Source organism: Rhizobium herbae, from assembly GCF_017873135.1.
Classification (GTDB): domain Bacteria; phylum Pseudomonadota; class Alphaproteobacteria; order Rhizobiales; family Rhizobiaceae; genus Pararhizobium; species Pararhizobium herbae.
In genome coordinates this window covers 361,103-387,972 of sequence record NZ_JAGGJV010000004.1, presented here as the reverse complement: position 1 = coordinate 387,972, position 26,870 = coordinate 361,103, and the positions used below count along the sequence as shown (strand labels likewise).

Below are 26,870 nucleotides of genomic sequence, written 5' to 3'. Positions count from 1 at the left end.
GCTTGGACATGAAAAACGTTCTGATCGTGGGCATCGGTACCGGCAATCCCGAGCATATGACCGTGCAGGCGATCAACGCTCTCAACGCCGCGAATACCCTGTTCATCCCCACGAAAGGCGAGGCAAAAGCGCAGCTTGCCGGCATCCGCCGTGACATCGTTTCGCGTTACGTCACCCGGCCGGACAGCCGGGTGGTGGAATTCGCGATTCCCGTCCGCCAGACAGCGGATCGTTCCTATCACCAGAGTGTCGATCAATGGCACGCGGCGATCGCTACGGCTTACGAACGCCTGCTGCTCGAAGAGCTCGGCGAGGGGCAGACCGGTGCCTTTCTCGTCTGGGGCGATCCGATGCTCTATGACAGCACGATCCGCATCATCGAGCGTGTCCGGGCATTGGAAACGGTGGCTTTCGACTACTCGGTCATTCCCGGCATCACCAGCATCCAGGCGCTGGCCGCCAGCCACAGGATACCGCTCAATCTCGTCGGCAAGCCTGTCGAGATCACCACCGGACGGCGTCTTTCGGAGAGCTTTCCACAGAGAAGCGAGACTGTCGTCGTCATGCTTGACGGCGAGCAGGCCTTCATGAGGATCGAGGATCCGGATGCGCGTATCTACTGGGGCGCCTATCTCGGCACGGAACAGGAGATCGTCATTTCCGGCCGGCTGGCCGAGGTGAAGGAGGATATCCTGGCATCCAGAGCCGAGGCTCGGGCGCGGCATGGCTGGATCATGGATATCTATCTCCTGCAGAAGGGCGCGGATTTCGAAGAGTAGCCGTTGTACCAGGGTGCGCGGTTGCTTTGCAAAGTGGCATGGCGGCCGGTTTGTGTGTGCTGTAGAATGACTGTATTGACGGCCCGGCGTATTGATTGCGCCTTGAAACACTGAGGATGGCCAACCACCCGTAATGACGTTCTGTGCCGCACCATTTGAGGGATCGACGGATTCGGGGCATCGATCACCGATGCGCCGTGGAGCCTGTCCGTCACTCGCGACGCCGATGGTGACCGGCGACGGTCTCCTGGTGCGCCTGCGGCCCGTCAGGCCGGGATTCACGCCTGGCGAACTGATCGAGATCGCGAACGCAGCCGCGTTCTGCGGAAACGGTATTCTCGAAATCACGGCGCGTGGCAATCTGCAGATCCGCGGGCTGACGGCGGAAACGGTGCCGCTGCTGGCTGAAAAGATAGCTGATGCCGGGATAGAGATCGCGGAAGGCCTTGCGATCGAAACGCCGCCTCTGGCCGGGCTGGACCCTTCCGAAATTGCCAATCCCGTTTTCCTTGCAGAGCGGCTCCGTTTAACAGTCGCGGCACATCAGCCGCCGCTGAGCCTGGCGCCGAAACTCTCCATCGTCATCGATGGCGGCGGCCGCCTGAATCTCGGTGAACTGACAGCCGATATCCGCCTGCGCGCCGTTCGTACCGGCGGAAAGATACTCTGGCTGCTGGCTCTTGCCGGCACGGAAGCAACGGCCCTACGGATTGCTACCCTGGAGGAAGCCGCTGTCGTTCCGGCCGTCATGGACATTCTCGAAAGCCTTGCCTTGATGGGGAAAGACGCTCGTGCCCGAGATATTGATCCTGCGGCTTTCAACGTCCGTTTGGCTTCGGTGGTCGATCCCCATGACATCGAGTCAATGAAGCCCGCACCGAATTCTGCCGGCATCCATGAGCTTGGCGCAGGTCGTTCTATTCTGGGTGTTGGCCTTGCATTCGGTCAGATTCAGGTGCAGGGCCTTCGAACATTTCTTGAGGCGCTGGAGATTGTCGGCGCAACTGAAATCCGGCTGGCGGCCGGCCATGCAATGATGGTGATCGGAATTGCCGCTGATCGGATAGCCGTCGCGCAGGCCTTGGCACTCGGACACGGGTTGCGGGCCTTCCCGCGCGACCCGCGCAATCACATCGCCGCCTGCGCCGGCATGGGGGCCTGTGCTTCAGCTTTGATCGATACGAGAGCGATAGCGCAAATGGTAATCGATACCGCACCGTCGCTGCTCGACGGATCGCTGACGGTTCATGTCTCCGGCTGCACAAAGGGCTGCGCAAAACCGTCCGCCTCGGCGCTGACGATCACGGCTGCGTCAATAGGCTATGGGCTTGTCGTAAATGGCCCTGCTTTCGCTGCGCCAAACGCCTACATCGAAGAAAACAAGATAAGAACCGCGATGGCGCACCTCCACAAGCTGGTGTCCGAGGGGAAACAGGCTGGCGAATCGGCACGGTCCTGCCTTACACGGCTCGGAGCGGACGTGATCACAACCGCGGTTCAACAGGGATAGAGATGCCTGAATACGATTACATCCGGGATGGCGATGCCATCTACGAGCGCTCGTTTGCCATCATCCGCAACGAAGCCGATCTTTCGCGCTTTTCCGATGAAGAGGCCGATCTGGCCGTCCGCATGGTGCATGCCTGTGGGCTGGTCGATGCCGCGCAATATTTCGAGTTCTCTCCGGGTTTCGTTCCGGCAGCGCGTCAGGCCCTGAAAAAAGGTGCGCCGATTTTCTGCGATGCCTTCATGGTCTCCCACGGGATCACCCGCGCGCGCCTTCCGGCCGACAATGAGGTCGTCTGTACCCTTCGGGAGCCAAGGACTGCGGAAATCGCCAGCGAAATCGGCAATACCCGCTCCGCGGCGGCGCTAAAACTCTGGGTCGAGCGTCTGGCCGGATCCGTGGTTGCCATTGGCAACGCGCCGACAGCACTTTTCTTTCTGCTGGAACTGTTGCGAGACGGTGCACCGAAGCCGGCGGCGATCATCGGCATGCCGGTTGGCTTTGTCGGTGCCGCGGAATCCAAGGATGCGCTGGCTGAAAATTCCTATGGCGTACCCTATGCCATCGTGCGCGGCCGTCTCGGCGGCAGTGCGATGACCGCGGCGGCCGTCAATTCGCTGGCGAGGCCGGGTCTTTGAGCGCGCCGTCCGCAGGCAGGTTGATCGGCGTTGGCACAGGTCCGGGCGACCCGGAGCTTCTGACCCTCAAGGCGGTCAGGGCGCTGGAGGCCGCCGATGTGCTCGCCTATTTCGCCAAGGAAGGGCGGCGCGGCAACGGACGCGCGGTCGTGGATGGGCTGCTGAAGCCGGGTCTCCTCGAATTGCCGCTTTACTATCCAGTCACTGTCGAGATCGACAAGGATCACGACGACTACAAGAGCCAGATCACCGGCTTCTACGATGCGTCGGCGGCTGCCGTTGCCGAACATCTGGAAGCCGGACGCACGGTTGCCATCCTCAGCGAAGGTGACCCGATGTTCTACGGCTCCTACATGCATCTGCATGTGCGGCTTGCGGGTCGGTTTCCGGTCGAGGTCATTCCGGGCATTACCGCCATGTCCGGCTGCTGGTCGCTGGCCGGCCTGCCGATCGTCCAGGGCGACGATGTTCTCTCGGTGCTGCCCGGCACGATGGCCGAAGACCAACTCGTTCGCCGTCTCGGCGATACCGAAGCCGCCGTGATCATGAAAGTCGGCCGCAACCTGCCGAAGATCCGCCGGGCGCTCGCCGCCGCCGGCAAGCTCGGCCAGGCTGTCTATGTCGAGCGCGGCACGATGGCGAATTCCGCCATGATCCCGCTCGCCGAGAAGGCCGACGACATCGCACCCTATTTCTCGCTGGTGCTGGTGCCCGGCTGGAGCGGCAGGCCATGAGCGGCACATTATATGTGATCGGTACCGGGCCGGGTGGGCCACAGCAAATGACGCCGGAAGCGGTCGATGCCGTGTCGAAGTCAACCGATTTTCTGGGTTATGGCCCCTACCTCGACCGCTTGTCGCTGCGTCCCGACCAGAACCGTATTGCCTCGGATAATCGGGAAGAACTCGACCGCGCACAGGCAGCGCTCGTTCGTGCTATTGCCGGCACCAATGTCTGCGTCGTCTCTGGCGGCGACCCCGGTGTCTTCGCCATGGCCGCCGCCGTTTGCGAGGCGATCGACAACGGGCCGGACGAATGGCGCACGGTGGAGCTCGTCATCGTGCCGGGGGTTACCGCCATGCTTGCGGTTGCCGCCCGCATCGGTGCGCCACTGGGGCATGATTTCTGCGCCATCTCTCTTTCGGACAATCTAAAGCCCTGGCATATCATCACCCGGCGCCTGAAATTGGTGGCGGAGGCGGGCATGGTGATCGCGCTCTACAATCCGATCAGCAAGGCGCGGCCCTGGCAACTGGGCGAGGCCTTCGACATCCTGCGCACCGTGCTGCCGGCCGAAACGCCGGTGATCTTCGGCCGCGCTGCCGGCCGTCCGGATGAGCGCATGCTGGTCATGCCGCTCGGGGAAGCTGACGCCCAGAAGGCCGATATGGCGACCTGCGTGATCATCGGTTCGCCGGAAACAAGGATCATTCCCCGTCCGGGAAAATCCGATCTCGTCTATACGCCACGCTTCGTCTCAGGGGAGAAAAGGTGATCGACAAGGCCGAGCGCTTCTTCGACAGTATAAACCGCGCGGACATCGGCCGGTTGCTGGCGCTCGACCATGATTACCGCGATGCCGAGCGCACGGGCAGCGGCGATCTTGCCGTAGGTCGCCGTGCCGCCGCTGTTCTTGGCGACGATCACCTCAATCCGGTTCTCCGTCAGGAGGCCGCGTTCAGCGGCTTCCTCGAACGGGCCGGTGGCGAGGATGTAGCGCGCATCGGGAACGCCGAGGGGCGGTATCAACGGATCGACACTGCGGATGATGTAGTGATGCTGCGGGGCGCTCTCGAAATGGAACGCCTCCTGTCGTCCGATGGCCAGGAAAACACGCTTCGGCGATTCGCCGAGTGCACTGGCCGCATCGGCGACAGAACGGACGCTGGTCCAACGATCGCCAGGCTGCTGTTTCCAGGCAGGGCGGCGCAGGGCAAAAAGGGGAATGCCGGTTTTGCCCGCCGCAATCGCCGCGTTGTGCGAGATGCGCGCTGCAAAGGGATGCGTTGCGTCGATCAGAAGCTCGAAATTCTCCCCTGTGAGGAAGTTGGCAAGTCCGTCGCTGCCGCCGAAACCGCCGCTGCGCACCGGAACCGGTTGGGCCATGGGCTCCGCCGTCCGTCCGGCAAGCGAGAGCAGCAAATCGCAATCCGTGCGACAGGCCAGAGCGGCAGCGAGTTGCCGCGCTTCCGTGGTGCCGCCGAGGATCAGGATGCGGTGTTTGCTCATGGATGACGGTCAGACCTTTTCTACCGGTTGCATTACGCCTTGGCTGACGATCATCGGCCTTGGCGAAGACGGTTTAGCGGGTCTCGGCGACGAGGCCAAGCGTTGTATAGGGGCCGCCTCGGTCGTCTTCGGCGGCGCGCGCCATCTTGAACTCACCGCAACTCTCATCACTGGCGAGAGACGCCGCTGGTTGAGTCCGTTCGAGCGTTCCGTCGAGGCTGTGATCGCGCTTCGCGGCACATCCGTCGTGGTGCTGGCATCGGGCGATCCCTTCTTCTTCGGCGTCGGGGTGACGCTCTCGCGGCATATCGATCGCTCGGAAATGCGCGTTCTTCCGGCCCCATCCTCCTTCAGTCTTGCCGCTGCCCGTCTCGGCTGGGCGCTTCAGGATACTGTGACGGTCTCCCTGCATGGCCGTCCGCTCGATCTGATCCGGCGGCATCTGCAGCCGGGTTCCCGCGTCTTGGCGCTGACATCCGACGAGCATGGTCCGGCGGAGCTTGCCGCATTGCTCGCTGCAAGCGGGTTTGGGCAATCGAAATTGACGGTTCTTGAGGCTTTGGGTGGCGCCCACGAGCGGATAACGTCCCAAATTGCGGCTGACTTTTCACCCACATCCGTCAACCCGCTCAACGTCTGTGCGGTCGAGGTCGTGGCCGGTGTCGATGCGCGCATTCTGCCGCTGGCCAAAGGACTGGATGACGGCCTGTTCGAACATGACGGCCAGATCACAAAACGCGAGGTCCGTGCGCTGACCCTGTCGGCTCTGGCGCCACGACGCGGTGAACTCTTGTGGGACATCGGCGCGGGCTCGGGTTCGATCGGCATCGAATGGATGCTGTCCGCCCCGGCGATGCGGGCGATTGCCATCGAAGGCTCTGCGGAACGTGCAGAACGCATCAAAAGGAATGCAGCGCTTTTCGGCGTGCCGGGGCTTGCTGTCGTTCAAGGCTCTGCACCTGCCGCCCTGGCCGGGTTGGCTCGACCGGACGCGATCTTTGTGGGCGGTGGCGGCAGCGAAGAGGGCGTCATGGCGGCGGCGATCGCAGCGCTTGCTTCCGGCGGCCGGCTGGTGGCCAATGCCGTGACGACGCAGATGGAAACTGTGCTTCTGGAGCATCATGCCCGGCTGGGCGGCTCGCTGATCCGCATCGATATCGCCCGCGCCTCGCCTGTGGGCTCGATGACCGGCTGGCGCCCCGCGATGCCGGTGACGCAGTGGTCATGGGTCAAGCCATGACGTCGGAATTTCAAAAGGAAGCAGCATGACCGTTCATTTCATCGGCGCCGGCCCCGGGGCCGCAGACCTGATCACCGTTCGCGGCCGCGATCTGATTGCCCGCTGCCCGGTCTGCCTCTATGCCGGTTCGATCGTCTCGCCGGAACTGCTGCAATATTGCCCAGAGGGAGCGCGTATCGTCGATACGGCGCCCATGTCGCTGGATGAAATTGAGGCGGAATATGTGAAAGCAGCGGAAGCAGGCCATGATGTCGCGCGGTTGCATTCCGGCGATCTCTCGGTCTGGAGCGCCGTCGCCGAACAGGTCCGCCGGCTGGAAAAGCATGGGCTCGACTACACGATGACGCCCGGTGTTCCGGCATTCGCCGCCGCAGCCGCAACCCTTGGCCGTGAACTCACCATTCCTGCCGTCGCCCAGAGCCTCGTGCTGACGCGCGTTTCCGGCCGTGCATCGCCGATGCCGAATGCCGAGACGCTGGCCGGCTTCGGTGCCACAGGCGCGACGCTGGCCATTCATCTGGCGATCCATGCGCTGGGGCAAGTGGTCGAGGAACTAACGCCGCTTTACGGCGCGGATTGCCCGGTCGCCATCGTCGTCAAGGCGTCCTGGCCGGATGAACGAGTAATCCGGGGCACGCTTGCCGATATCGAGGCCAAGGTCGCGGCCGATCCGATCGAGCGCACGGCGCTGATCTTTGTCGGCCGCACGCTCGGCGCCACCGATTTCCGTGAAAGCTCGCTCTATGATGCGGCCTACCAACGCCGTTTTCGAGGGCGGGATAGCCGGTAGTCAGATATCGGCGGCCGATGTGTCGGCGTCCTCGCCGGTAGCCTTGCGCGGCACGTCGTTACTGCCTTCGATCCGGTCTCGGTAGAGCGCCGATTGGCCGAGCAGCATCAGCGTTACCGGCGTCGTCAGGATGACGAAGACAATGATCAGGACTTCGTGGATGATCCAGCGGTTCTGCAGGACGGCGAAGGTTATCATCGAGGCAAGGCAGATCAGGATGGTGCCGGCGCTGGCACCGAGCGTCGGTGCGTGCAGGCGGCCGTAGAAGGTCTTCAACCGGATCAGCCCCATCGAGCCGGCAAGTGTGATCGCGGAGCCTAGGAGGAGGAGAATGCAGACCGGGATTGCCGCCCAGACTGGAAGGTCGGTCAGATGGTTCATTCGATCACCTCGCCGCGCATCAGGAATTTCGCAAAGGCGATCGAAGAGACGAAACCCAGAAGTGCGATGATGAGGGCCGCTTCGAAATAGATCGAATTGGCCGTGCGTACTCCGAATGTCAGCAGCAGCAGCATGGCGTTGATGTAGAGCGCATCGAGTCCGAGGATACGATCCTGCGCGCGTGGCCCGCGGGCCATCCGAAACAGCGCGCAACCCATCGCAAGGCCGAGCAGCACCTGCGAGGCCAGGATCGACCAGATGATGAAGAGTTCGTTCATTCGAATATCTCCTTCAGCGGGGCTTCGTACCGGCGCTTGATCAGGTCTATCCAGTTCTGGCCGTTTTGGAGATCCAGCACGTGGATGAGCAGGACGCCTGTCTGCCGGTCGAATTCGAGCCAGGCGGTTCCAGGCGTCGCCGTCAGGATGCAGGCGAGCAGGGCCAGCGCGTTCTCGTCGCGCAGGCTGATGTCGATTGCCACGAAGCCAGAATTCACGGGTCGTGTTTTCGTGCGCAGGATCACGCTCATCACGGCGATGTTCGAACGGACGACGTCGACCGCGACATGGCCAGTCAGGATGACGATACGCCCGAATGTTTTCAGCCGGGTCTTGTCGGGCTGGAGGTTGACCATAACCCAGGCGAACGCAATGCCAAGCATGGTGCCGAGCACGATATGGCCCGGCGAAAGCGACTGGTTGATCAGCAGCCACAGGGCAAGCAAGGACAGAGACAGGAGCGGGTAGGGAAACCAGTAACGCATGATTTTACTCCCCTCCCGCCGGGCCGGCGCGGGGCGCCGACATCACCCGCCCGATGTAGTTCTGCGGCTCGCCGAGCGATTTTGCGGTGGCGTCCATGTAGCGCATGGCGGGGCCGGCCTGGAGGCTCAGAAAGATGCAGGCGACGAGAAGCAGGAGAACCGGGGTGATCTCGATCAGGAACACACGCGGAATGGTTCCTTCGATCGACGTCCAGAAGGTACGGATGCCGACGCGGTTCATGGCGATCATGGCGGAAAGGCCCGACAGGATGAGCAGGGCGGTGTAGGTCCACTCCGCCCCGGAGACCGGCGCATCGCCGCCAAAGCTTCCGGGATTGAAAAGTCCATGCAGCATCGCGAATTTGGCAAGGAACCCCGATAGCGGCGGCAGGCCGGAGAGAAGGATGGCGCAGATGCAGAAGCACAGGCCGAGAACGGCCATGGTCCCGGGTACGGCCACGCCACCTTCCTTTTCCTCCTCGTTTTCGTCGACATCGCCATAGGCTTCCATCGTCACGGCCAGAACGTCGGCGCCGGCATCGCGGGCACGCTCCACCAGTTCGATCAGCAGGAAGAAAGCACAGATCGTCAGCGTCGAACTGACGAGATAGAACAGCGCGCCGCCAATGACCGCGCCATTGCCGAGACCGATCGCGGCCATCAGCGTGCCGGAGGATACCAGCACGCAATAGCCTGCAAGCCTGCCCATGGCCTGCGAGGCAAGCACACCGATCGCGCCGAAGCCGATGGTCAACAGGCCGCCATACAGAAGAATGGGCTGCCCGAAGCCGAGAGATGCGCCCGCATCGCTGCCGAACAGCAGCATTGAAAGACGAAGAAGGATATAGACGCCGACCTTCGTGAGGATGGCGAAGATCGCTGCGACCGGCGGCGTCGCAGCGGAATAAGTGGCGGGCAGCCAGAAACCGAGCGGCCACATGCCGGCCTTGACGAGAAAGGCGATGCCGAGAATGGCCGCGCCGGCCTCCATCAGCATGCGGCTTTCCGGGCCGATGGTGGAGATCTTCAGGGCAAGATCGGCCATGTTGAGCGTGCCGGTCGCACCATAGATCAGGCTGACGCCAATGAGAAACAGCGAAGACGCCGCAAGATTGACGGCGATATAATGCAGGCCCGCCTTGACCCTCAATGGTCCCGAGCCGTGCAAAAGCAGGCCGTAGGACGCTGCCAGCATCATTTCGAAGAAGACGAACAGGTTGAACAGGTCGCCGGTGAGGAAGGCGCCGTTCAAGCCGGCCAGCATGAGCTGGAACAGAGAATGGAAGTGGTGGCCGGCACGGTGCCATTTCGCCATCGAGAACACCTGCGTCGCCAGCGCAAGAACAGCTGTGAGCCCAAGCATCAGGGCCGATAGCCGGTCGAGTACGAGGACGATGCCGAAGGGGGCCGGCCAGTTGCCAAGCAGATAGACGCTGGCGCCAGAGCCGCTATCGCCAGACGCCGCGACTGTCCGCATCAAAAGGACGCTTAAAAGGAAGACGATCAAGGTCGAGGCGAAGCCGATCACGCCCTTCAGCGTCCGATTGCGTTCATCGAGCGGGATCAGGCTGGCCGCCGTGATGATCGGCAGCAGGATCGGCAGGATGATCAGGTGGTGGAGCCAGTTCATGCGGTACTACTCCCTGCCGTCCACGTGGTCGGTCCCGGTCAAACCGCGCGAGGCGAGCAAGACCACAAGGAAGAGGGCGGTCATGGCAAAGCCGATGACGATGGCCGTGAGCACCAGGGCCTGCGGAATGGGATCGGTATGGGTCAACAGACCGCCGGTACCGCCCGGTTCAAGCACCGGCGGGGCGTTGACCCGGAGCCGCCCCATGCCGAAGATGAAGAGATTGACGGCATAGGAGAGCAGCGACAGGCCGATGATGACTTGATAAGTGCGCGGCCGGAACAGGAGCCAGGCGCCGGAAGCAGTCAGCACGCCGATGCCTGCGGAGAGAACCAGTTCCATTATGCGGTCTCCTTCGCAGCCAGCTTCGCCGCCCTGATCTGCGCGCGCGGCGCACGTACCGACTGGTGGGCAAGCGCGATCAGGATCAGCACGGTAGCGCCCAGCACCAGCGAGAAGACGCCGAGATCGAACAGGATGGCGGTTGCCAGCGGTATCTTGCCGATCACCGGCAGGGAGATGTATTGCGCGTGTGATGTCAGGAACGGATAGCCGAAGATCCAGGAACCGAGACCGGTCGCGGTGGCAACAAGCAGGCCTATCGCCATCCAGCGCAGGGGGTGGATGCGCAACCGCTCCTCGACCCAGCGTGTGCCGCCGGCCATGTATTGCAGGATGAAGGCGATCGACATGGCGATGCCGGCGGCAAAGCCGCCGCCCGGCAGATCATGGCCGCGGAAAAACAGGAAGGCGGCCAGCATGCCGATGACCGGGAACATCCAGCGCATGATGACCGAGGGAACCAGCAGATACTCGGCGATGCTGTCGCCCTTCTTGCGGTCCGGGTGATCGTCATCGAACGCGTTCTGCACACGCTGCTGTTCGGGCGTCTCCAGGCTCTCGGTGGCCGGACGGAAACGCAGCAGCAACGCGAATACGGTCAGCGCGACGATGCACAGCACGGCGATTTCGCCGAGCGTATCGAAACCGCGAAAGTCGACGAGAATGACGTTGACGACATTGGTGCCGCCGCCTTCGCTATAGGCGCGCTCGAGGAAATAGCTCGAAATCGTCTCCGGCATTTCCCGGCTCATGATCGTATAGGAGACGAGCATCATGCCAAGTCCGGCGAAGACCGCGGTGGCGAGATCGCGCAGACGGCGCAGGCGCGTGGAGATCGTCATCATCTCCGGATCGTCCGGATCCTCGATCCGCTTCGGCAGCCAGCGGAGACCGAGCAGGATGAGAACCGTCGTGACGATCTCCACGAGCAATTGCGTGACCGCGAGGTCCGGAGCGGAAAGCCAGACAAACGTGACGCAGGTGACGAGCCCGGCGCCGCCGAGTAGCACGAGGGCTGCCAGGCGGTGGAACTTGGCTTGATAGGCAGCACCGACGGCGCAGATCATGCCGATCAGCCAGAGCAGCGCGAAGGCCGGGTCGATACTGCGGAAGGCGATCACTGCCGGCTTGAAGCCCTGCGACAGGAGCGTCACCGCGCCGGCGACGAGGGCAACGGCGACGAGAATCCGCATCTGCGGCTGGAGGCGGCGGGTGCCAGCGCGCATCTCGATCGACCGCGCCCATTTCCATGACAGGGTGACAAGCACGCGCTCGAAGATGCGCTGGCCTTCCAGTCGCCGGAAGTAGGGCGGTCCTTCGGTGCTGGTGGCAAGATAGGGCCTCATGATCAGGAACAGCCCGACGCCGCCGGCAAGTGCGATCAGACTCATGAACAGCGGCAGGTTCCAGCCGTGCCAGACGGCGAGGCTGTAGACCGGGGTGGCGTCGCCGAGAACGGATTTGACCGCCGTATGCAGGAAGGGACCAATGGTCAGCGCCGGGATGACCCCGACGACGAGGCAGGAGAACACGAGGAAATAGATCGGCGCAAGCATCCAGTGCGGCGGCTCGTGCGGCGTCTTCGGCAGGTCACGGGGCGGCGGGCCGAAAAACACGCTGTAGATGAACCGCAGCGAATAGGTGACGGCGAACATGCTGGCGAGCGTCGCGACATAGGGCGTGATCGTGTCGAGCAGATTGTATTTGTGCGTTTCGATCGCTTCGGCGAAGAACATTTCCTTCGACAGGAAGCCGTTCAGCAGCGGCACGCCGGCCATCGAGGCGCTGGCGACCATGGCAAGCGTCGCGGTGATCGGCATGTATTTGAACAGGCCGCTCAGCCGCCGCATGTCGCGCGTGCCGGATTCGTGGTCGATGATCCCGGCCGCCATGAAAAGCGAGGCCTTGAAGGTCGCGTGGTTCATGGTGTGGAAGATCGCAGCGACTGCCGCCAGCGGACTGCCGAGACTGAGAAGAACGGTGATGAGGCCGAGATGGCTGATCGTCGAATAGGCAAGCAGTCCCTTCATGTCCTGCTGGAAGATGGCGAAGTAAGCCCCGAGCAGCAGCGTGCTGAGACCGGCGAGACCGACGATCCAGAACCATTGGTCGGTGCCGGCCATGACCGGCCAGAGGCGGGTCAGAAGAAAGACGCCCGCTTTGACGAGTGTGGCGGAGTGGAGATAGGCCGACACCGGCGTCGGCGCCGCCATGGCGTGCGGCAGCCAGAAATGGAACGGGAACTGCGCGCTCTTGGTGAGCGCTCCCAGAAGGATGAGGATCAGCACGGTCGTGTAGAGCGGATCGTTGCGGATCAGGTCGCCGGAATTGAGCACCACGTCGAGATCGTAGCTGCCGACGATATGGCCGATCAGCATCAGGCCGACGAACATGCACAAGCCGCCCGTGCCGGTAACCGTCAGTGCCATGCGGGCGCCGTCGCGGGCATGCGCGTTGTGATGCCAATAGCCGATCAGCAGGAAGGAGATGATGCTGGTCAGTTCCCAGAAGATCGCCAGCAGGATCAGGTTACCGGAAAGGACCACGCCAAGCATCGCGCCCATGAAGGCGAGGAACAGGGCGAAGAAACGCGGTACGGGATCGCTGGCCGACATGTAATAGCGTGCATAGATGACGACGAGCAGGCCGATTGCCGTGACCAGGCTTGCAAACATCCAGGCGAAGCCATCCATGCGCAGCGAGAAATTGAGCCCCAATTCGGGAAGCCAGTTTACATCGTAGCGAAGAACCCTGTCCGAAGCGACGATGGGGTAGAGCCCTGCCGATGTGACAAGGCAGAACAAGGAGATCGATCCGGAAAGCCAGGCGCTCGCGGTGCCCTTGTGCGTCGGAATACAGATTGCAGCAAGGCTTCCCGCGAAGGGTGCAAGAACCAGAACCAGAAGCAATGTCGCTGCGATCTCTATGTGCCCGTTTCCTTAAAGCTTTCCGACTGAAAAGAACCACCAGGGTTCGCGAAGGCCGCGGCATCTGCGCGCTACGACCGGAGCCCGAAGCGCACCGCAAAGCGGCGCGACGGCATGGTGTTTTTATGTCTGCTTTCGACCGCGATGCCAACCCGCAACGACGATAAAAATCGGCCCCTGCGGCAATTCGTTACCTGGAATTCTGCGAAACCATAATCCGTGGGTTCAGCCACCGCGCGCGCCGGGTTCGCCGTATCGGGAAATATTCGGGCGTGATTTTTGTAACGAAATGTACGTTCGGCGCGGCTGGAAATATTTCGACACTGAAAACGGCTGACTGCAAAGGCGGACCGCGTGCGTTTTGGCGCGCGGCTGATATAAATGCCCCATGGATACAACACCGCATATTCTTGTCGTTGACGATGACCCCGAGATTCGCCGCCTGCTCGGAAAGTACCTTGACGGACAGGGCTTTCGCGTTTGCCTGGCCGGGAGCAAGGGGGAGTGCGAGGCGAAGCTTGCCGAGCTGAAGATAGACCTCCTGGTTCTCGACGTCATGCTGCCGGACGGTTCCGGGCTTGACCTCTGCCGTGAGCTGCGTGGGCGGATGCCGCAGTTGTCGATCATCCTGCTGACGGCGCTGAAGGAAGATGTCGACAGGATCATCGGGCTTGAATTCGGCGCTGACGACTATCTGGGAAAACCGTTCAATCCCCGTGAACTGTCCGCCCGCATCCGTGCCGTACTGCGGCGGGGCCGCAGCGAGCCGCAACCCGCAGGCAGCCGTCAATACGTCTTTGCCAACTACGTCGCGGATATCGAAAGCCGCACCTTGCTTGCACCCGATGGCAGCGCCGTCGATCTGACCGGTGGCGAGTTCGAGCTGCTGATGGTGTTTCTCCAGCGCCCGGGCCGGGTCCTTTCGCGGGACTCTCTGCTTGATCTCACGCAAGGGCGGCCAGCCGATCCATTCGACCGTTCGATCGATATTCTGGTCAGCCGTCTGCGCCGCAAACTCGGCGATGCCAGCGTTTTTGCCATGTTGAAGACGGTGCGCAATAAAGGCTATCAGCTCGCGGTCCCTGTCGAACGGAGCAACTAGAGATGTTGTCCCTGCGCACGCGGTTTACGGCGCTGTTGGTCATCTCGGTCGTTCTTGTGCTGGTGATCGCCGCATTCGTCACGGCATCGCTCTTGCGGAAGCCGCCGGAGGCGATGTTCGATCGTGTTATTGCCGAAAAGGCCGAATTCGCGCTTCTGCTGCTTCGCGCCGATCCTTCGGCGGCGGAGATCATGCACATCCAGATCCAGGAGAAACCCGAGCAGGATCGTATCGACCAGGAACGGACGGACAGCATCCAGGAAGAGGGCCGGCGCCAAGGCTACACAGCCAATGTCATCGCGCTCAAGAGCTTCAATACGCATCGCAAGGATATCGCTGTCCAGCTCGACGGAACGCGCTGGGCCTATCTCGATTTCCCAGGCCCCGGTCCGTTTCCATATCTGCCGCTCGCGGCTTATCTGGCGCTGGTTGCAATCGGCATGGCCGGTATCTCGATTTATGCCAGCAATGTGATGATGCGGCCGTTGCGTATTCTCGACGAGACGATCGCCAAAATCCGCCCCGATGGCATTATTCCGGAATTGCCGGAGACGGGGCCGATGGAGGTGCGCACGACCGCAAAGACCATTAACCGGCTGGCCACACGCCTCAATGCCGCGGTTTCCAGCCGTATGCGCATGATTGCGGCTGCGGGACACGATATGCGCACGCCGATGACGCGCATGCGCCTTCGCGCCGAATTCGTCGGTGACGGAGACGACCGGCAGTCCTGGCTGAAGGATCTCGATGAACTCGATCATATCGCCGACAGCGCCATCCGGCTGGTGCGCGAGGAGGTGAGCCCCGCCGCCCAGGAGCAGGTGTCGCTGGACACGGTTCTGCGGTCAGTCGCCGAGGAGGTCCGCGAAACGGATATGCCGATCGAGCAGGGGCTGGTCACGCAGGTTTTGGTTAAGGGATCGCCCTTCGCGCTGAAGCGCGCTGTGCGCAATCTAGTGGTGAATGCCGCGACCCACGGCCAGGGCGCTCGTGTTTCGCTTTCCAGCAATGGTGTCGAGGCCGTTTTGACGGTTATGGACAGCGGACCCGGTATCCCACAAAACCTGCTCGATCGTGTGTTCGAACCGTTTTTCCGCGTCGACCAGGCACGCCGGCAGCTTGTGCCGGGTGCGGGGCTTGGGCTCGCCATTTCGCGCGAGATCATCGAGAACCATGGCGGCACGATCACCATCGTCAACCGCTTGGAGGGCGGTCTACTGCAGACTGTACGCTTGCCGCTGTGTGCGGCAGCGCAGGTTTGATCGAACCCGAAACTGGTGGCTTTCCGTCGGCCGGGAAAGGCAGATCAATTCCAAGTGCCCTGTTATGCAGATGCCGGTCCTGCGTCGCGAAACTGCGCTTTCGGTGTCGGCCGCGAAGTGCCGCCAGCCTTTCGTTTGCGCGGTTGGATGTTGAAGGCCATCACGCTGTTTGCTGACAGCGCAATGCGCAACGGGAGAGGTCGATCCAGCTTCATCTGTCTCCATGCGATGGCTTCAAATGCAGCAAACAGCGTAGACCCCAAAGAAAAGCGCAGTGGATCGAAGTCCACCGCGCTTTTTATTCTTGCATGAGCCCGCCGATACCAGCGGGCGTATCGCCTTCGGCTTATTGGCCGACGGCTTCGATACCCGCGCCGCCGCCGATGGCGACATTGAGGGAGACATAATTGTTGGCCAGATTGCGAATGCCGGATGCGAGCGCGATACGCGAGGTCGCGAGCGAGCGTTCCGCATCCAGAACGTCGAGCAGCGAGGTCGCGCCGCCCTTGTAGCTTTCACGCGCCAAGCTCAAAGCCTCTTCGTAGGAGTCGACCACTTTACGCAGCGCTGCGACGGTCTGGTAGTTGTTGCGCAGTGCGACGAGGGCGTTCTCGACTTCTTCCACACCATTCAGAACGGTCTGCTTCCAGGCGAGATACTGCTGCTGCGCCCCAGACTTGGCGATATCGACGTTGGCCTTCAACCGGCCGCCGTTGAAGATCGGGAGGCTCAGGCTCGGGCCAAAGGACCAGCTGCTGAGGCCGCCGCTGGCAGCGGAAGCGACGATCCGCGAACCGTCGATCGAACCGCTCAGGCTCAGGCTCGGATAGAGCTGCGCTTCAGCAACGCCGATCGATGCCGTTGCAGCCGCCAGCAAGCGTTCCGCCTTGCGGATGTCCGGACGGTTGCGCACCAGATCTGCGGGAATGCCGATTTTGGTATTGTAGCGCGGCGAGGGCTGCGAAGAGCCATTTCGCAGGCTGGCGGTGACGGATGTTGCCGGCAGGCCGAGCAGCGTGGCGATATGGTTTGCCGCCTGATTGAATCCGGTTTGATAGCCGGGCAGTTCCGAGAGCGTCGAGTTCACGAGGCCTTCAGCCTGAACGACGTCGAGGCTGGAAGCGGCACCGGCCGCCTTGATGTCGTTCGTCAGCTTGAGCGTTTCGCGCCGTGAGGCAAGGCTCTTCTGCTGAAGTGCGTAGGCTTCCTGGTTATAGCGCGCCTCTATGTAGGACGAGGTCAGGTCGGACAGGTAGGCAAGGCGAGCGACATTGACGTCGGCATAAGCGGCATCGAGCGATGCGTTCGCCGATTCCTTGGCACGTCGATACTGGCCGAACAGATCGATCAGCCAGGATGCGTCGCCGCCGGCGCCGATCGTCTTGGTTTCGCTATGGTCATTGCCGCTGGTGTTGCGAGGATATGAGCCATCCTGGCCGGCAACACTCCCCGATCCGCTGGCGCTGATATCCGGCAGGCCGCCGGCTGCCGCAACGATCACATTCGCACGGGCCTCGATGATGCGCTCGATCGATTGCTGGACGTCGAGGTTCTCGCCCAAGCCCTGGGCAACGAGGCTGTTCAGTTTCTTGTCGCGGAAGGCTTCCCACCACGGCTTGAGGGTCACGTCGTCAGCTGTTGCTTCGCCGCCCGCCGAGAATTTTGCAGGCAGGGCTGCGTTCGGAGATTGATAGTCAGGGCCAACGACGCAGCCGGAGAGAAGCAGCAGGCTCAAGGGAAGGAGCACATTTACAATTTTCATCTGGGTCCCCATCCGGCCCGAAGGGTCGGTAACAAACGATTCACTTTTTTCGTCTTTAACATTTTCCGCGCCGCTTGCGAGGGAACAATTGCAAAGATGGGGCTGAAAAGGACTATCCCCAGCTTTGGTGTTTCCCAAGTGCCACGGCTTTGGACATTCCGGCCGTGATTTCAAGGGTAGCGTAGAAAATTTCCTTGCACACAATTCACTTTCGTCCAGCCAACGCACCAACACGAGAATGACAGGCAGCCTGACCCATTAAAGGCTGTATATGTCTGGTGTTTGTCGGTCCGGTGTCGAGTTGTTTCCTGCATGGCCACACAGCGACCGGGTGGTTGTGCCGAATGTGCATGAGCAACATGCGCTTGGCAATCATTGCCGAAGGATGTCATGTTGCTCATGATATAGATCGCGGGGAAACGTCATGCTCCCCAAGGTCGTAAAGAGATCAGACCCAGATTTCGCGGCTTCCGAACTGCTCGCCATCCTGGAAGTTGCGGGTACCGATCAGCGATGCCGGTTCTTCCTGGCCGCTTTGGCCATTCGATGCCGCCGCTTGCTGAGCCTGGGCTTTTCGAACCTCTGCCGCTTCCAGAGCCTTGAGCTTTGCCTGCAGTTCGGCGATCTCTTCGGTTACCTCCGCCTTGTCGTCGTCGGTCTTTGCTTCTTCCAGTTCCGTCTGCTTGGCCTGAATCTGCGCTTCCAGAGATGCTATCTGCGCACTGCTGCTGCTGCTTGAACTGCTGGTGGTCAACGTCGACAGGAGTGAGGTGCTTGATATCGCTCCAACCATTATAAATCCTTTGCGTTTTCGTTTCGGGAGATATGAGAAACGCATCGATCCACTAACGAAAACTGACTTCAATCTTCAAGAAATCACCCCTGTTTTCCTGAGAAAAGCTGGGCTGGAAACATTCCGGAAATGCCGATCCATTTTCGACTTGAGCAAGATTTGACTACCACGGACGGCAGACCTCTGCTGTTTCCGGAAGAATATTCTACACCTTGGCATAAAGGCACACCGAAGCTCCCGCGTTCCAAGGCGGCGTACTTGTAGAGGGTTCCGGAGATTTTGCTTTCCAGACATATTCCGTCGATATCGCGACATGAACAGGAAACTCTAGAATACAAAAATGCCGCTCTAGGAAACAAATCGATACACGTTCGGCGTTGGATTTGCCCGCGCGCGGCCCTTGAAATGAGGCTTGCTGCGTTACGGTCAGCCCCGTCTGGGCGAATCAATCAAATATTTTCCGGTTCAGGCCGCGAGCCACCGGCGTTCGCGTGCGAAGTTTGCGAGGTCGTTGGCGCTCATCGGCCGGGCAAAAGCGTAACCTTGGAGCCCGTGGCAGCCCAGGTCTTTCAGGATACGCGCATGTTCCATGGTTTCGACGCCCTCGGCGATGACCTCGATACCGAGCGAAATGCCGATGTCGATGATCGAGGCGACCAGCTGGCGCTGTTTTTCGGAGGTCAGAATCGGGATGACCAGCTGCCTGTCGATCTTGAGGCGGCGCGGGGTGAGCTTCAAAAGGCTGGTGATCGAGGCATAACCGGTGCCAAAGTCGTCGATCTCGATATCGATGCCGAGGTTCTTGATCTGCTCGATATTCGAAAGCACGGTCATATCGCTCTCGTCGAACGAGATCGATTCCAGCAGCTCGAATGAAACTTTGCCTCTCGGAATGACCATCTGGTTGAGGCGGTCGATCAGCTTTTCGTCGTGCAAACGGTGATAGGAGAGATTGACGGATATTTTCGGGATGTCGATCCCGCTTGCTTCCCAGCGGGTTGACTGGAAAAGCGCCTGCTCGAAAATCCTCTGGTCGATCTCGGCAAGTACATTGATGCCTTCCGCCGTCTTCAGGAAGGCGTAGGGTGCAAGCAATCCCTTGGTCGGATGGTCCCAGCGGGCCAGCGCTTCGACCCCGATGATGTCGAGCGTGGCGGGACAGAATTGCGGCTGGAAATGGGCAATGAACTCGTTCTGTTCGAGCCCGCGCAGGATTTCATCCGCCGTCTGCTTGGTTTTGAAAACCGCGGTTTTCAGGGAATGAGTGAAGAACTCACACCGGTTGCGGCCGCGGCGCTTGGCTTCATAAAGAGCAATGTCGGCATTGACGAGAACCTGGGTCAGCTCCTCTTCCAGCCTTGCCTGGTGGGCGATACCGATGCTGACCCCGATACGGCACTCTTGCTCCTTGTATGTAACCGGTATGCTCATCGCGTCGATGATGCGCTGGGCAAGTGCCGCGTCATGGCCCTCGATGCCACCGCTGCGCGAAATGATGACGAACTCATCTCCACCGATACGGCCGACGAAATCATCGTCTCCGGTATTGGCGCGAAGGATCTTGGCGGCGTGCCGGAGGATTTCATCGCCCGCCGCATGGCCCAGAGTGTCGTTGATTTCCTTGAAACGGTCGAGATCAATGTGGAAAATGCTGGCGAGGCCCTGTTTCGCTGCGCTGGAATGCTTTTGCGCCAGGATCTCGTCAAGGTAACGCCGGTTCGGCAGCGCCGTCAAAGGATCGTGCAGCGCGTCGAATTCCATCCGGTGCCGCGCGGCCTCAAGTTCCGCGCTGTGTGCCTCCGCCTGTCGCTTGGCCGCTTCAAGCCGCTCGTTCTTTTCGACATCGACTGTGACATCCCAGTTGACGCCGACGATTTTCTCCGTGCCACTCGCGCCGATATATTTCGAGCCGACGGTGCGAATATGCCGGGTCCGGTTGCCGGAAAGGCGGATGCGGAATTGCGAGACGTAACTCGCGCCGTGGAGAAGGGCGCTGCTGAACTCCTGTTCGGCCCTTTGCAGATCGTCCGGATGCAGCGCGTCGCGCCAGTCCTCATAGACCTCGCGCGCGTCCTTGCGCAGGCCGTAGAGTTCTTTCATGCGGTCGTCCCACAGAAGCTTGCCGGAGGAAATATCGAGTTCCCAGATGCCGATCTGCGATGCGTCGAGTGCGATCTTCAAGCGGTGGGACAGCTCCTGCAACTGATCCTCGTTGTTTTCGAGTACCTGGATATTGCGCTTCCGCTCCTCCATCAGCTGTCCGCTGACGAACATCGGCACGATGATGAAAAGCCCCCCGAGTACGGTGAGGGTTCGAACAAGCCAGGCATTTGGCGGCGTATCGATCCATCCTCCCTTCGGGATGGCGCTAATTATCCAAGATCCGCCGGGTAGGAAGACGCTGACTTCGACCGGGTCGGCTGTCTTGACGTGGCTGTTACCGTAAAACAACGCGCCGTCTTCGCCCAGGCCGTCGCGGCCGGAAATCGCCACGTCGATGTCGAGTACCTGCGAAAGAAGGCCACTGTCCCGATAGAGCCGATCAACGTCGATGACCGCGGAGACGATACCCCAGAAGCGATTGGATTCGCCACCATTGGAAAGGGAGACGGGAAAGCGGCCGATCAGGCCTTTGCCGCCCTGAACCAAGTCGAGAGGGCCGGCGAGTACCATGTTGCCGAGATTGCGAACCCGCAGCGCGGCAGCGCGCTGGTTCTCGTTCTTGCGGTAATCCAGGCCGAGAACCTTTTCATTCCCTTCCAGCGGATAGACGAGGGAGACGACGAGGTCCGGGGCGGCGGCAAGGTTGCGCAGCCGCGAGCGCTCGGTGAAGATGTTGCGCGCCAGATCGGAGAACCGCTTCTGGTTCATGCCGGGTTCGGTGGAGATTGTCGCGATCAACCCGCGGACGAGCTGAATGTCGCCATTGATATTGGCTTCGAGCTTCGAGCGGATCGGATTGAGTTCCGCAGCGACTGCCGCCCGCATTTTTGCAGCTTGAACGACGCGGTTTTGCTGTTCGGCAAATATAGCCGTTGCGATCACCACCATCAGCGCAACATAGGTCGGCAAATAGTTCGGCTTAAAAAGACGAACTATTGTTGATTTTCTGAGTACGCTTGACAGTTCCGAAAACACGAAATCTCCAACGCCGTTCTTTTACTCGACAGCAGTCGGTCGGCATTGTCGCAAAGTCATCTTAACAATATGTACTGCGCAGAGCCGGGAATTCGGGCGTGCGCCTATTTGGATTCTTTCTTTTCCGGCAGTTCGTTGCGGTCGGTTTCCGCAAGGTCCTTCAGTTCCTTCTCCGACATGGACTTCTCCATGCTCCTGGAAGCACCCTTGAGCATGGATTTCTTCGTGTCGCCGCGCTTCGCCGACAGGGCGGCACCGGCGGCTTTCTGTTGGGCTTGGGATTTTGCAGGCATCGTCTTTCTCCTTCGATTGGATGCTGCAGATTAACAATCATTTTCTAGATTGGTTCCCCAGTTCCCGTTCGATCAACGTCTGGCCCCCCGATCATTGCAAGCAACGTTTCCAGCCTGTCCGCGTCGCGCGGCAGCTTGTCGGTCCGCAGCCGCGATATGCGCGGAAAGCGCATGGCGACGCCGGATTTGTGCCGGGTGGAGACGTTGATCCCTTCGAAGGCAACCTCAACCACGAAGCCGTGGTCAGCTTCGGCGCGGATGGAGCGAACCGGGCCGAACCGTTCGATGGTATTGTTGCGCACATAGCGATCCAGCACTTCAAGCTCCGCGTCGGTAAAGCCGAAATAAGCCTTGCCGACGGGCACGAGAATGTTCTTGCCGTCGCTTTGTGTCCAGACGCCGAAGGTGAAATCGGAGTAGTAGCTTGATCGTTTGCCATGTCCGCGCTGGGCATACATCAGCACTGCATCGACATTATAGGGTTCCCGCTTCCACTTGAACCACGGTCCCTTCGATCGGCCGGAGGTATAGGGCGAATCCAGACGTTTCAGCATGATGCCTTCGATGACCGGATCGGGCGGATCGGCGCGCAGGCGGTCGAGTTCCTCCCAGCTTGAGAAGGGGACCAGCGGCGACAGGTCGAAATGGGAAGGCGCGGCCTTCTCGATCAGGACGGAAAGCTCCGCGCGCCGTATGAGAAAACTTTCCGGCCGGATATCCCGCCTGCCGGAAAACAGCAGGTCGTAGCCGCGGATGAAGGCCGGATAGTCCTCCAGCATCTTGCGCGTCACGGTTTTCCTGTTCAGGCGCTGTTGCAGGTCTGAAAAGGTCCGGGTGGCGTTGTTGGTGCGCATCGTCCCACCGACCAGAAGTTCTCCGTCGATGATGCCCTCGAAATCGGCCGCCTCGAGAATGTCCGGGAAAGCACCGGAAATATCGTCGCCGCTGCGCGAATAGAGCCGCCGGGTGCCGGCCAGATTGGCAAGCTGCACGCGAATGCCGTCCCATTTCCATTCGGCAGCAAAGTCCTTCGGGTCCAGCGCGGCAAGATCGTTGTCGCCGACCGGCGTTGCCAGCATGACCGCATGGAAAACGGCCGGCATGTCCAGCTCGGGTTTGTCGGCCTTTCCGTCAAGCCAGCGAAAGAGCGCGGTATAGGGCGGTGACAGGCCGTGCCAGAGCGTTTCGATTTCGGTGATATCGACATTGCCCATGTCGGCAAGCGCCTGTTTCACCAGCCGCGCCGAGACGCCGATGCGCAGGCCGCCGGTGATGAGCTTCAGGAAGGCGAAACGGCTCGATCCCTGGAGTTGATCGAGCAAATCGCGGACGAGACCGTGCACGTTGGCCCTGCCGGCGGTCTCCAGTTGATGCATGACGGCGCCGAGCGAGAGATCGGACACGGACGTCTCTTCATCAGCCGGTTTTTCCCAGACCAGCGAAATCGTTTCGGCGAGATCGCCAACATAGTCGTAGGAATAGCGAAACAGCACCTCGTCCATTCGCTCCAGCACGAGTTGCCGGAGCACATTCGGTTTCACGGTCTTGAGTGTCAGCGTGCCGGCGATGGCCGCCAGCGCATAGCCGCGATCCGGGTCGGGGCTCGCGCGAAAATAATCCGTCATCATCTTGATCTTGGCGTTGCGCTGCGGGGTCAGGACCAGACGGTCGAGCAGTTCGGCGAAGGCGCGCATCCACTACTCCCCTTCGTCATCATAGCCGACGAGATGCAGCGGCCGGGCGGCGATGCCCTGCAACTCGCACCAGCGGACCAGAGCTTCCTCGCGGCCATGCGTTACCCAGACCTCGCCCGGCTTGATCTCGTTGATCGTTTCGGTCAGTTCCGGCCAGTCGCAGTGATCGGAGATAATCATCGGCAGTTCGACGCCGCGCTGCTTGGCGCGCTGGCGCACCAGCATCCAGCCGGAGGCGAAGATGGATACAGGATCGGGAAAGCGCCTGGCCCACTTGTCGGCGAAGGCGGAGGGCGGGCCGATGACCACGGCGCCGGCAAACGATTGTTTGTCCCCTTGTGCCAGCGTCGCGGGGCGGATGTCGCCTAGGTTTAAGCCTTCGCTCTCGTAGTAGTCGCAGAGTTTGGTCAGCGCGCCGTGGATGAAGATGGGATCGTCGTAACCCGCTTCGCGCAACAGGGCGATGATCCGCTGGGCCTTGCCGAGGGCATAGGCGCCGACAAGGTGAGCGCGCTCGGGAAATTGCCGGAGCGACGTCAACAGCTTGGCGATTTCGCCCTGATCGTCGGGATGGTGAAACACAGGCAGGCCGAACGTCGCCTCGGTGATGAAAACATCGCAGGGCACAGGCTCGAAGGGGAGACAGGTCGGGTCGCGGCGGCGCTTGTAGTCTCCCGAAACGACAATGCGCATACCGCTGGCCTCCACCGTGATCTGCGCGGAGCCCAGAACATGGCCGGCGGGATGAAAGCTGACGGTGACGTCGCCAATGCTGGTTCGTACACCGAGCACGGCTTCCTGCGTGCTGACGCAGAACGCTTCGCCGTAGCGGATGCGCATGATGTCCAGTGTCTCGCGCGTTGCCAGCACATGAGTGTGTCCTGCGCGCGCATGGTCTGCATGCCCATGGGTGATCAGCGCCCTTTCGACGGGCTGGACGGGGTCGATATAGAAGCCGCCCTTCTCGCAATAGAGACCCTTGGGCGTCGGATAGAGCAGCGTTTCCGGTTTCATGGAAACGAAGATAGCTGGCAATCGGCCGACTGCCAGCTATCACGATGAATTTTTACCGGCTCAGGCTGCCGGGTTCAGTCCAAGCGTTTCAGAGATAAGATCGAGAACCCCCTCCGCATCGATGCCGATGCAGACGTTCTGGCTCGGCAGGTTGTCCCAGGCGCTCGGCGGAAACAGATGGTCGTCGGCCTTCTGGATGGTCTGGCCATCGGCGATGCCACCGCAGACGACGCGGATCGCGCCGCTGCGCAGCGTAAAGAGATGCGGCGCGACGACGTAGACGCAGGCGCAGCTGTCATGGATCACCATGCCGTCTTCGACATGCTGCTCGTAAAAATCGATGTAGAATTGCGAGATGTCGGAGAGCAGTTTTGCCCGCTTGCCGCCGGTAGCGACGATGTCAGCCAGCCGTTTGCGCGTCATCACGGTCTTCTCAGTCACATCAAGCCCGACGACCACGACGGGCCAGGGCGCCGTCATCACCGCGTCGGCGGCTTCCGGGTCGCCATGGATATTGGCTTCGGCGGCGGGCGTGATATTGCCGCGCATGTCGAAGGCGCCGCCCATGATGACGACGTCCTTGACGAGCACGGCAATGTCCGGATCGTCGCGAAGGGCGAGCGCCAGGTTGGTCATGCGTCCGACGGCAACGATGGTCACTTCGCCCGGGTTGGCGCGCACGGTGTCGATGATGAAGCGGTGGGCGGGCAGGGGATGGCAGGGGAGATCCACGACTGCCGGTGCGCCGATGTTGCCCAGACCGTCATCACCATGGATACCGGTCGGCCAGTCGACATGCGGGCGAGAAGGGTCGAGCGTTTCGCCCAGTCCCCGGGCGACGGGGGTGGCAATATCCCATTGCTGCTTCAGATACAGCGCGTTGCGCGTCGTCGTTTCGATCGAGGCATTGCCGAAAACGGAGGTGATGCCGATCAAGTCGATCTCTGGATGATTATGCAGGAAAAGCAGCGCCATCGCATCGTCGACGCCGGGGTCCGTATCAAAAATTACCTTGTGCATGATGTCTTCTTTTCGTTGTTCTGAAAGGCTGCCGCAGTTTTGGCGAGTGAAGGTGGCGCGGATGTGAAAGTCAACCGCACCTGTGTCGCTCCTGGTTATTGGAAGCGCTGGATGCTGAAGGGCGCGAGTTCCTCCGTCTCCCCCGACTTCAGCAGTTCGGCGATCTTCCTGCCGGTAACGGCCGACAGTGTCAGGCCGAGATGGCCATGGCCGAAGGCAAGCGCGATGCGTGGATCGTGCGGGCAAAGGCCGATCACCGGCACCGAATCCGGCGTCGATGGCCGGCGGCCCATCCATTCCGTGCCGCCTGTCTCCGGCAGGCTCGGGACATAACGGCGCATCTTCTGGCGCATGGCGGCGGCACGAGCGTAGTTTGCGGGTGCTTCCGGTTTTGCCAGTTCGACCGCGCCGCCGACCCGAAGGGCATCCTTTAGCGGGGTAGCGACGAAGCCATGTTCGGCGAAGAATACGGGCAGTTCGAGTGTCAATTGGGGGTCGGTGAAGGTGGTGTTGTAGCCGCGCTCGTTCTCAAGCAGGACCTTCATGCCGAGGCCGCGAACGAGTGTCCGCGACCAGACGCCGGCGGATATCACCACCTTGTCGAAGGTCATGGGCGTTTGACCCCGGGCGAGGAACGTGACGCCGCTATTCTCCTGCCGAACGCTCTGCACTTCGGCATCGACAACCGTGCCGCGCTGGCGGACATAGGCCTGGAGATGCCGAAGCAGTGCGAGCGGATCGAGGAAAGTCTGGTAGCCGGCGGAAAAGACACCGCCGGCGAAGTTTCCTTCAAGTGCCGGTACCCGCGATCTCGCTTGCGCTGCATCAAGCTTCTCGACCGCATAACCAAGCAAGGCTGCATTCTCGCTTTCATGGCGGAAAGCGGCCTCGACTGCCTTTTCACTGTCGAAAATCGTCAGCGCGCCGCTTGGTGTCATATGCCCGGTAAGGCCGGTCATGCGGGCAAGATCATCATGGGCGGCGAGCGCCTGGCGCATCAGCCCCAAAAGGGCTGCCCGCGAGCGTTCGACCCTGGCGGGCGTAGCGGCCATGAGAAGATTGACCAGCCACGGCGTCAAGGCAGGCAGGTCCTGCCACCGCAGGGTCAAAGGCCCCAGCGGATCGAGCAGCCATTTCGGCGCGGACAGGATCATGTCGGGGCGTGCCAGCGGATCGATCTCGGGCACGGCCAGAATTCCCGCGTTGCCGACCGACGCGGGGAGGCCGCCGATGTCCTTCTCGAACACCGTGACCTCGTGACCCTGGTCGATCAGATGAACGGCGGCGGCGCATCCGATGATGCCTGCCCCTGCGATGCCAATGCGCGCCATGATGCTGGAGATATCCTTGTGCCGACCGGAGATGCGAACACCGGTTTTAGCGGGGCGGCGGCCAAGAGCAACCGATTTTGCAGGCGAGTTTGAGCAATGTGCGAAAACAAAGCAAATCCGCCCGTTAGCGATACGAAACTCCTTGAACGCTTAAACTTTCCGAAACGTGGCCAAGGTAGGGTTGGAAGCTCAATCAGAATATGGGGCGAGCCGCGCATCCGACCCGATGCGCGGC

24 protein-coding genes are annotated in these 26,870 nt (G+C 61.2%); 9 read left to right on the top strand and 15 right to left on the bottom strand.

The features are described 5' to 3' along the window. Window positions 1-8: 8 nt before the first annotated feature. From cobF to J2Z75_RS13475, 5 genes are all read left to right on the top strand, one after another. Window positions 9-779, top strand: a complete 771-nt coding sequence (gene cobF / locus J2Z75_RS13495) for a precorrin-6A synthase (deacetylating) (protein ID WP_209853131.1) — start codon at window positions 9-11, stop codon at window positions 777-779. Between the two features lie 133 nt (window positions 780-912). Continuing rightward, on the top strand, window positions 913-2,289 hold the full coding sequence (cobG, locus tag J2Z75_RS13490; protein ID WP_209853129.1) for a precorrin-3B synthase: 1,377 nt from the start codon (window positions 913-915) through the stop codon (window positions 2,287-2,289). A 2-nt stretch (window positions 2,290-2,291) separates the two neighbouring features. Beyond that, window positions 2,292-2,924, top strand: a complete 633-nt coding sequence (locus J2Z75_RS13485; protein ID WP_209853127.1) for a precorrin-8X methylmutase — start codon at window positions 2,292-2,294, stop codon at window positions 2,922-2,924. After that, window positions 2,921-3,658: a precorrin-2 C(20)-methyltransferase gene (locus tag J2Z75_RS13480; RefSeq protein ID WP_209853124.1), complete on the top strand. Its 738-nt coding sequence runs from the start codon at window positions 2,921-2,923 to the stop codon at window positions 3,656-3,658. Before J2Z75_RS13485 ends, J2Z75_RS13480 begins: the two co-directional genes overlap by 4 nt. Next, window positions 3,655-4,419: a precorrin-3B C(17)-methyltransferase gene (locus tag J2Z75_RS13475; RefSeq protein ID WP_209853122.1), complete on the top strand. Its 765-nt coding sequence runs from the start codon at window positions 3,655-3,657 to the stop codon at window positions 4,417-4,419. The genes J2Z75_RS13480 and J2Z75_RS13475 overlap by 4 nt, the downstream gene beginning before the upstream one ends. Here J2Z75_RS13475 and J2Z75_RS13470 read toward each other — a convergent pair. Continuing rightward, window positions 4,383-5,153: a cobalt-precorrin-6A reductase gene (locus J2Z75_RS13470; RefSeq protein WP_209853120.1), complete on the bottom strand. Its 771-nt coding sequence runs from the start codon at window positions 5,151-5,153 to the stop codon at window positions 4,383-4,385. The two genes, J2Z75_RS13475 and J2Z75_RS13470, sit on opposite strands and share 37 nt — an antisense overlap. On the opposite strand from J2Z75_RS13470, the gene cbiE reads away from it, so the two are divergent. Both cbiE and cobM read left to right on the top strand, forming a co-directional pair. Then, the gene (gene cbiE / locus J2Z75_RS13465; RefSeq protein WP_209853118.1) at window positions 5,152-6,393 is read left to right on the top strand and encodes a precorrin-6y C5,15-methyltransferase (decarboxylating) subunit CbiE; all 1,242 of its coding nucleotides are present in this window, start codon (window positions 5,152-5,154) and stop codon (window positions 6,391-6,393) included. The genes J2Z75_RS13470 and cbiE overlap by 2 nt on opposite strands. 25 nt (window positions 6,394-6,418) lie before the next feature. Continuing rightward, window positions 6,419-7,183, top strand: coding sequence for a precorrin-4 C(11)-methyltransferase (cobM, locus tag J2Z75_RS13460; RefSeq protein ID WP_209853116.1), 765 nt, complete (start codon window positions 6,419-6,421; stop codon window positions 7,181-7,183). On the opposite strand, the gene mnhG is transcribed toward cobM, so the two are convergent. The 6 genes from mnhG to J2Z75_RS13430 are packed head-to-tail and all read right to left on the bottom strand — an operon-like array spanning window position 7,184 to window position 13,226. Further along, on the bottom strand, window positions 7,184-7,564 hold the full coding sequence (gene mnhG, locus J2Z75_RS13455; RefSeq protein WP_209853114.1) for a monovalent cation/H(+) antiporter subunit G: 381 nt from the start codon (window positions 7,562-7,564) through the stop codon (window positions 7,184-7,186). Then, the gene (locus J2Z75_RS13450) at window positions 7,561-7,842 is read right to left on the bottom strand and encodes a K+/H+ antiporter subunit F (protein WP_209853112.1); all 282 of its coding nucleotides are present in this window, start codon (window positions 7,840-7,842) and stop codon (window positions 7,561-7,563) included. Before J2Z75_RS13450 ends, mnhG begins: the two co-directional genes overlap by 4 nt. Then, a complete protein-coding gene (locus tag J2Z75_RS13445; protein WP_209853110.1) occupies window positions 7,839-8,327 on the bottom strand; it encodes a Na+/H+ antiporter subunit E in 489 nt (162 codons plus the stop codon). The genes J2Z75_RS13450 and J2Z75_RS13445 overlap by 4 nt, the downstream gene beginning before the upstream one ends. Window positions 8,328-8,331: 4 nt before the next feature. Then, on the bottom strand, window positions 8,332-9,957 hold the full coding sequence (locus J2Z75_RS13440) for a monovalent cation/H+ antiporter subunit D (protein ID WP_209853108.1): 1,626 nt from the start codon (window positions 9,955-9,957) through the stop codon (window positions 8,332-8,334). 6 nt (window positions 9,958-9,963) lie between these two features. Then, the gene (locus J2Z75_RS13435; protein ID WP_209853106.1) at window positions 9,964-10,299 is read right to left on the bottom strand and encodes a Na+/H+ antiporter subunit C; all 336 of its coding nucleotides are present in this window, start codon (window positions 10,297-10,299) and stop codon (window positions 9,964-9,966) included. Then, window positions 10,299-13,226 carry a monovalent cation/H+ antiporter subunit A gene (locus tag J2Z75_RS13430; RefSeq protein WP_407692765.1) on the bottom strand — a complete coding sequence of 976 codons (2,928 nt, stop codon included), beginning with the start codon at window positions 13,224-13,226 and terminating at the stop codon, window positions 10,299-10,301. The genes J2Z75_RS13435 and J2Z75_RS13430 overlap by 1 nt, the downstream gene beginning before the upstream one ends. A gap of 388 nt (window positions 13,227-13,614) precedes the next feature. Here J2Z75_RS13430 and J2Z75_RS13425 point away from each other — a divergent pair, with 388 nt between their 5' ends. Together J2Z75_RS13425 and J2Z75_RS13420 are read left to right on the top strand one after the other, a co-directional pair. Next, a complete protein-coding gene (locus J2Z75_RS13425; RefSeq protein WP_209853102.1) occupies window positions 13,615-14,328 on the top strand; it encodes a response regulator in 714 nt (237 codons plus the stop codon). A gap of 2 nt (window positions 14,329-14,330) precedes the next feature. Then, a complete protein-coding gene (locus tag J2Z75_RS13420) occupies window positions 14,331-15,590 on the top strand; it encodes an ATP-binding protein (protein ID WP_209853100.1) in 1,260 nt (419 codons plus the stop codon). A 346-nt stretch (window positions 15,591-15,936) separates the two neighbouring features. Here J2Z75_RS13420 and J2Z75_RS13415 read toward each other — a convergent pair whose 3' ends face one another. The 8 genes from J2Z75_RS13415 to J2Z75_RS13380 all read right to left on the bottom strand — a co-directional run bounded on the left by J2Z75_RS13415 (window position 15,937) and on the right by J2Z75_RS13380 (window position 26,635). Beyond that, window positions 15,937-17,352 carry an efflux transporter outer membrane subunit gene (locus J2Z75_RS13415; RefSeq protein WP_209853099.1) on the bottom strand — a complete coding sequence of 472 codons (1,416 nt, stop codon included), beginning with the start codon at window positions 17,350-17,352 and terminating at the stop codon, window positions 15,937-15,939. A 448-nt stretch (window positions 17,353-17,800) separates the two neighbouring features. Then, window positions 17,801-18,145, bottom strand: a complete 345-nt coding sequence (locus J2Z75_RS13410) for a FlxA-like family protein (RefSeq protein WP_209853098.1) — start codon at window positions 18,143-18,145, stop codon at window positions 17,801-17,803. A gap of 465 nt (window positions 18,146-18,610) precedes the next feature. Next, on the bottom strand, window positions 18,611-21,196 hold the full coding sequence (locus J2Z75_RS13405) for a bifunctional diguanylate cyclase/phosphodiesterase (protein ID WP_209853387.1): 2,586 nt from the start codon (window positions 21,194-21,196) through the stop codon (window positions 18,611-18,613). Window positions 21,197-21,387: 191 nt separating this feature from the next. Next, complete coding sequence (locus J2Z75_RS13400) at window positions 21,388-21,576, bottom strand: DUF3008 family protein (RefSeq protein ID WP_209853097.1); 189 nt, start codon at window positions 21,574-21,576, stop codon at window positions 21,388-21,390. 44 nt (window positions 21,577-21,620) lie between these two features. Continuing rightward, window positions 21,621-23,270, bottom strand: coding sequence for a cisplatin damage response ATP-dependent DNA ligase (locus tag J2Z75_RS13395; protein WP_209853096.1), 1,650 nt, complete (start codon window positions 23,268-23,270; stop codon window positions 21,621-21,623). A 3-nt stretch (window positions 23,271-23,273) separates the two neighbouring features. After that, the gene (locus J2Z75_RS13390) at window positions 23,274-24,284 is read right to left on the bottom strand and encodes a ligase-associated DNA damage response exonuclease (protein ID WP_209853385.1); all 1,011 of its coding nucleotides are present in this window, start codon (window positions 24,282-24,284) and stop codon (window positions 23,274-23,276) included. A gap of 60 nt (window positions 24,285-24,344) precedes the next feature. Beyond that, entirely contained in the window at window positions 24,345-25,304 is a 960-nt protein-coding gene (locus tag J2Z75_RS13385; protein ID WP_209853095.1) for a nucleoside hydrolase, read from the bottom strand. Between the two features lie 95 nt (window positions 25,305-25,399). Then, a complete protein-coding gene (locus J2Z75_RS13380) occupies window positions 25,400-26,635 on the bottom strand; it encodes an NAD(P)/FAD-dependent oxidoreductase (protein WP_209853094.1) in 1,236 nt (411 codons plus the stop codon). Between the last annotated feature and the right edge of the window lie 235 nt (window positions 26,636-26,870).

Excerpts from the sequence above, each read along its gene's own strand:
- cobF (WP_209853131.1), top strand. The coding sequence starts at position 9 with ATGAAAAACGTTCTGATCGTGGGCATCGGTACCGGCAATCCCGAGCAT.
- cobG (WP_209853129.1), top strand. The coding sequence starts at position 913 with ATGACGTTCTGTGCCGCACCATTTGAGGGATCGACGGATTCGGGGCAT.
- J2Z75_RS13485 (WP_209853127.1), top strand. The coding sequence starts at position 2,292 with ATGCCTGAATACGATTACATCCGGGATGGCGATGCCATCTACGAGCGC.
- J2Z75_RS13475 (WP_209853122.1), top strand. The coding sequence starts at position 3,655 with ATGAGCGGCACATTATATGTGATCGGTACCGGGCCGGGTGGGCCACAG.
- cbiE (WP_209853118.1), top strand. The coding sequence starts at position 5,152 with ATGGATGACGGTCAGACCTTTTCTACCGGTTGCATTACGCCTTGGCTG.
- J2Z75_RS13470 (WP_209853120.1), bottom strand. The coding sequence starts at position 5,153 with ATGAGCAAACACCGCATCCTGATCCTCGGCGGCACCACGGAAGCGCGG.
- cobM (WP_209853116.1), top strand. The coding sequence starts at position 6,419 with ATGACCGTTCATTTCATCGGCGCCGGCCCCGGGGCCGCAGACCTGATC.
- mnhG (WP_209853114.1), bottom strand. The coding sequence starts at position 7,564 with ATGAACCATCTGACCGACCTTCCAGTCTGGGCGGCAATCCCGGTCTGC.
- J2Z75_RS13450 (WP_209853112.1), bottom strand. The coding sequence starts at position 7,842 with ATGAACGAACTCTTCATCATCTGGTCGATCCTGGCCTCGCAGGTGCTG.
- J2Z75_RS13445 (WP_209853110.1), bottom strand. The coding sequence starts at position 8,327 with ATGCGTTACTGGTTTCCCTACCCGCTCCTGTCTCTGTCCTTGCTTGCC.
- J2Z75_RS13440 (WP_209853108.1), bottom strand. The coding sequence starts at position 9,957 with ATGAACTGGCTCCACCACCTGATCATCCTGCCGATCCTGCTGCCGATC.
- J2Z75_RS13435 (WP_209853106.1), bottom strand. The coding sequence starts at position 10,299 with ATGGAACTGGTTCTCTCCGCAGGCATCGGCGTGCTGACTGCTTCCGGC.
- J2Z75_RS13425 (WP_209853102.1), top strand. The coding sequence starts at position 13,615 with ATGGATACAACACCGCATATTCTTGTCGTTGACGATGACCCCGAGATT.
- J2Z75_RS13420 (WP_209853100.1), top strand. The coding sequence starts at position 14,331 with ATGTTGTCCCTGCGCACGCGGTTTACGGCGCTGTTGGTCATCTCGGTC.
- J2Z75_RS13415 (WP_209853099.1), bottom strand. The coding sequence starts at position 17,352 with ATGAAAATTGTAAATGTGCTCCTTCCCTTGAGCCTGCTGCTTCTCTCC.
- J2Z75_RS13410 (WP_209853098.1), bottom strand. The coding sequence starts at position 18,145 with ATGGTTGGAGCGATATCAAGCACCTCACTCCTGTCGACGTTGACCACC.
- J2Z75_RS13405 (WP_209853387.1), bottom strand. The coding sequence starts at position 21,196 with ATGGTGGTGATCGCAACGGCTATATTTGCCGAACAGCAAAACCGCGTC.
- J2Z75_RS13400 (WP_209853097.1), bottom strand. The coding sequence starts at position 21,576 with ATGCCTGCAAAATCCCAAGCCCAACAGAAAGCCGCCGGTGCCGCCCTG.
- J2Z75_RS13395 (WP_209853096.1), bottom strand. The coding sequence starts at position 23,270 with ATGCGCGCCTTCGCCGAACTGCTCGACCGTCTGGTCCTGACCCCGCAG.
- J2Z75_RS13390 (WP_209853385.1), bottom strand. The coding sequence starts at position 24,284 with ATGAAACCGGAAACGCTGCTCTATCCGACGCCCAAGGGTCTCTATTGC.
- J2Z75_RS13385 (WP_209853095.1), bottom strand. The coding sequence starts at position 25,304 with ATGCACAAGGTAATTTTTGATACGGACCCCGGCGTCGACGATGCGATG.
- J2Z75_RS13380 (WP_209853094.1), bottom strand. The coding sequence starts at position 26,635 with ATGGCGCGCATTGGCATCGCAGGGGCAGGCATCATCGGATGCGCCGCC.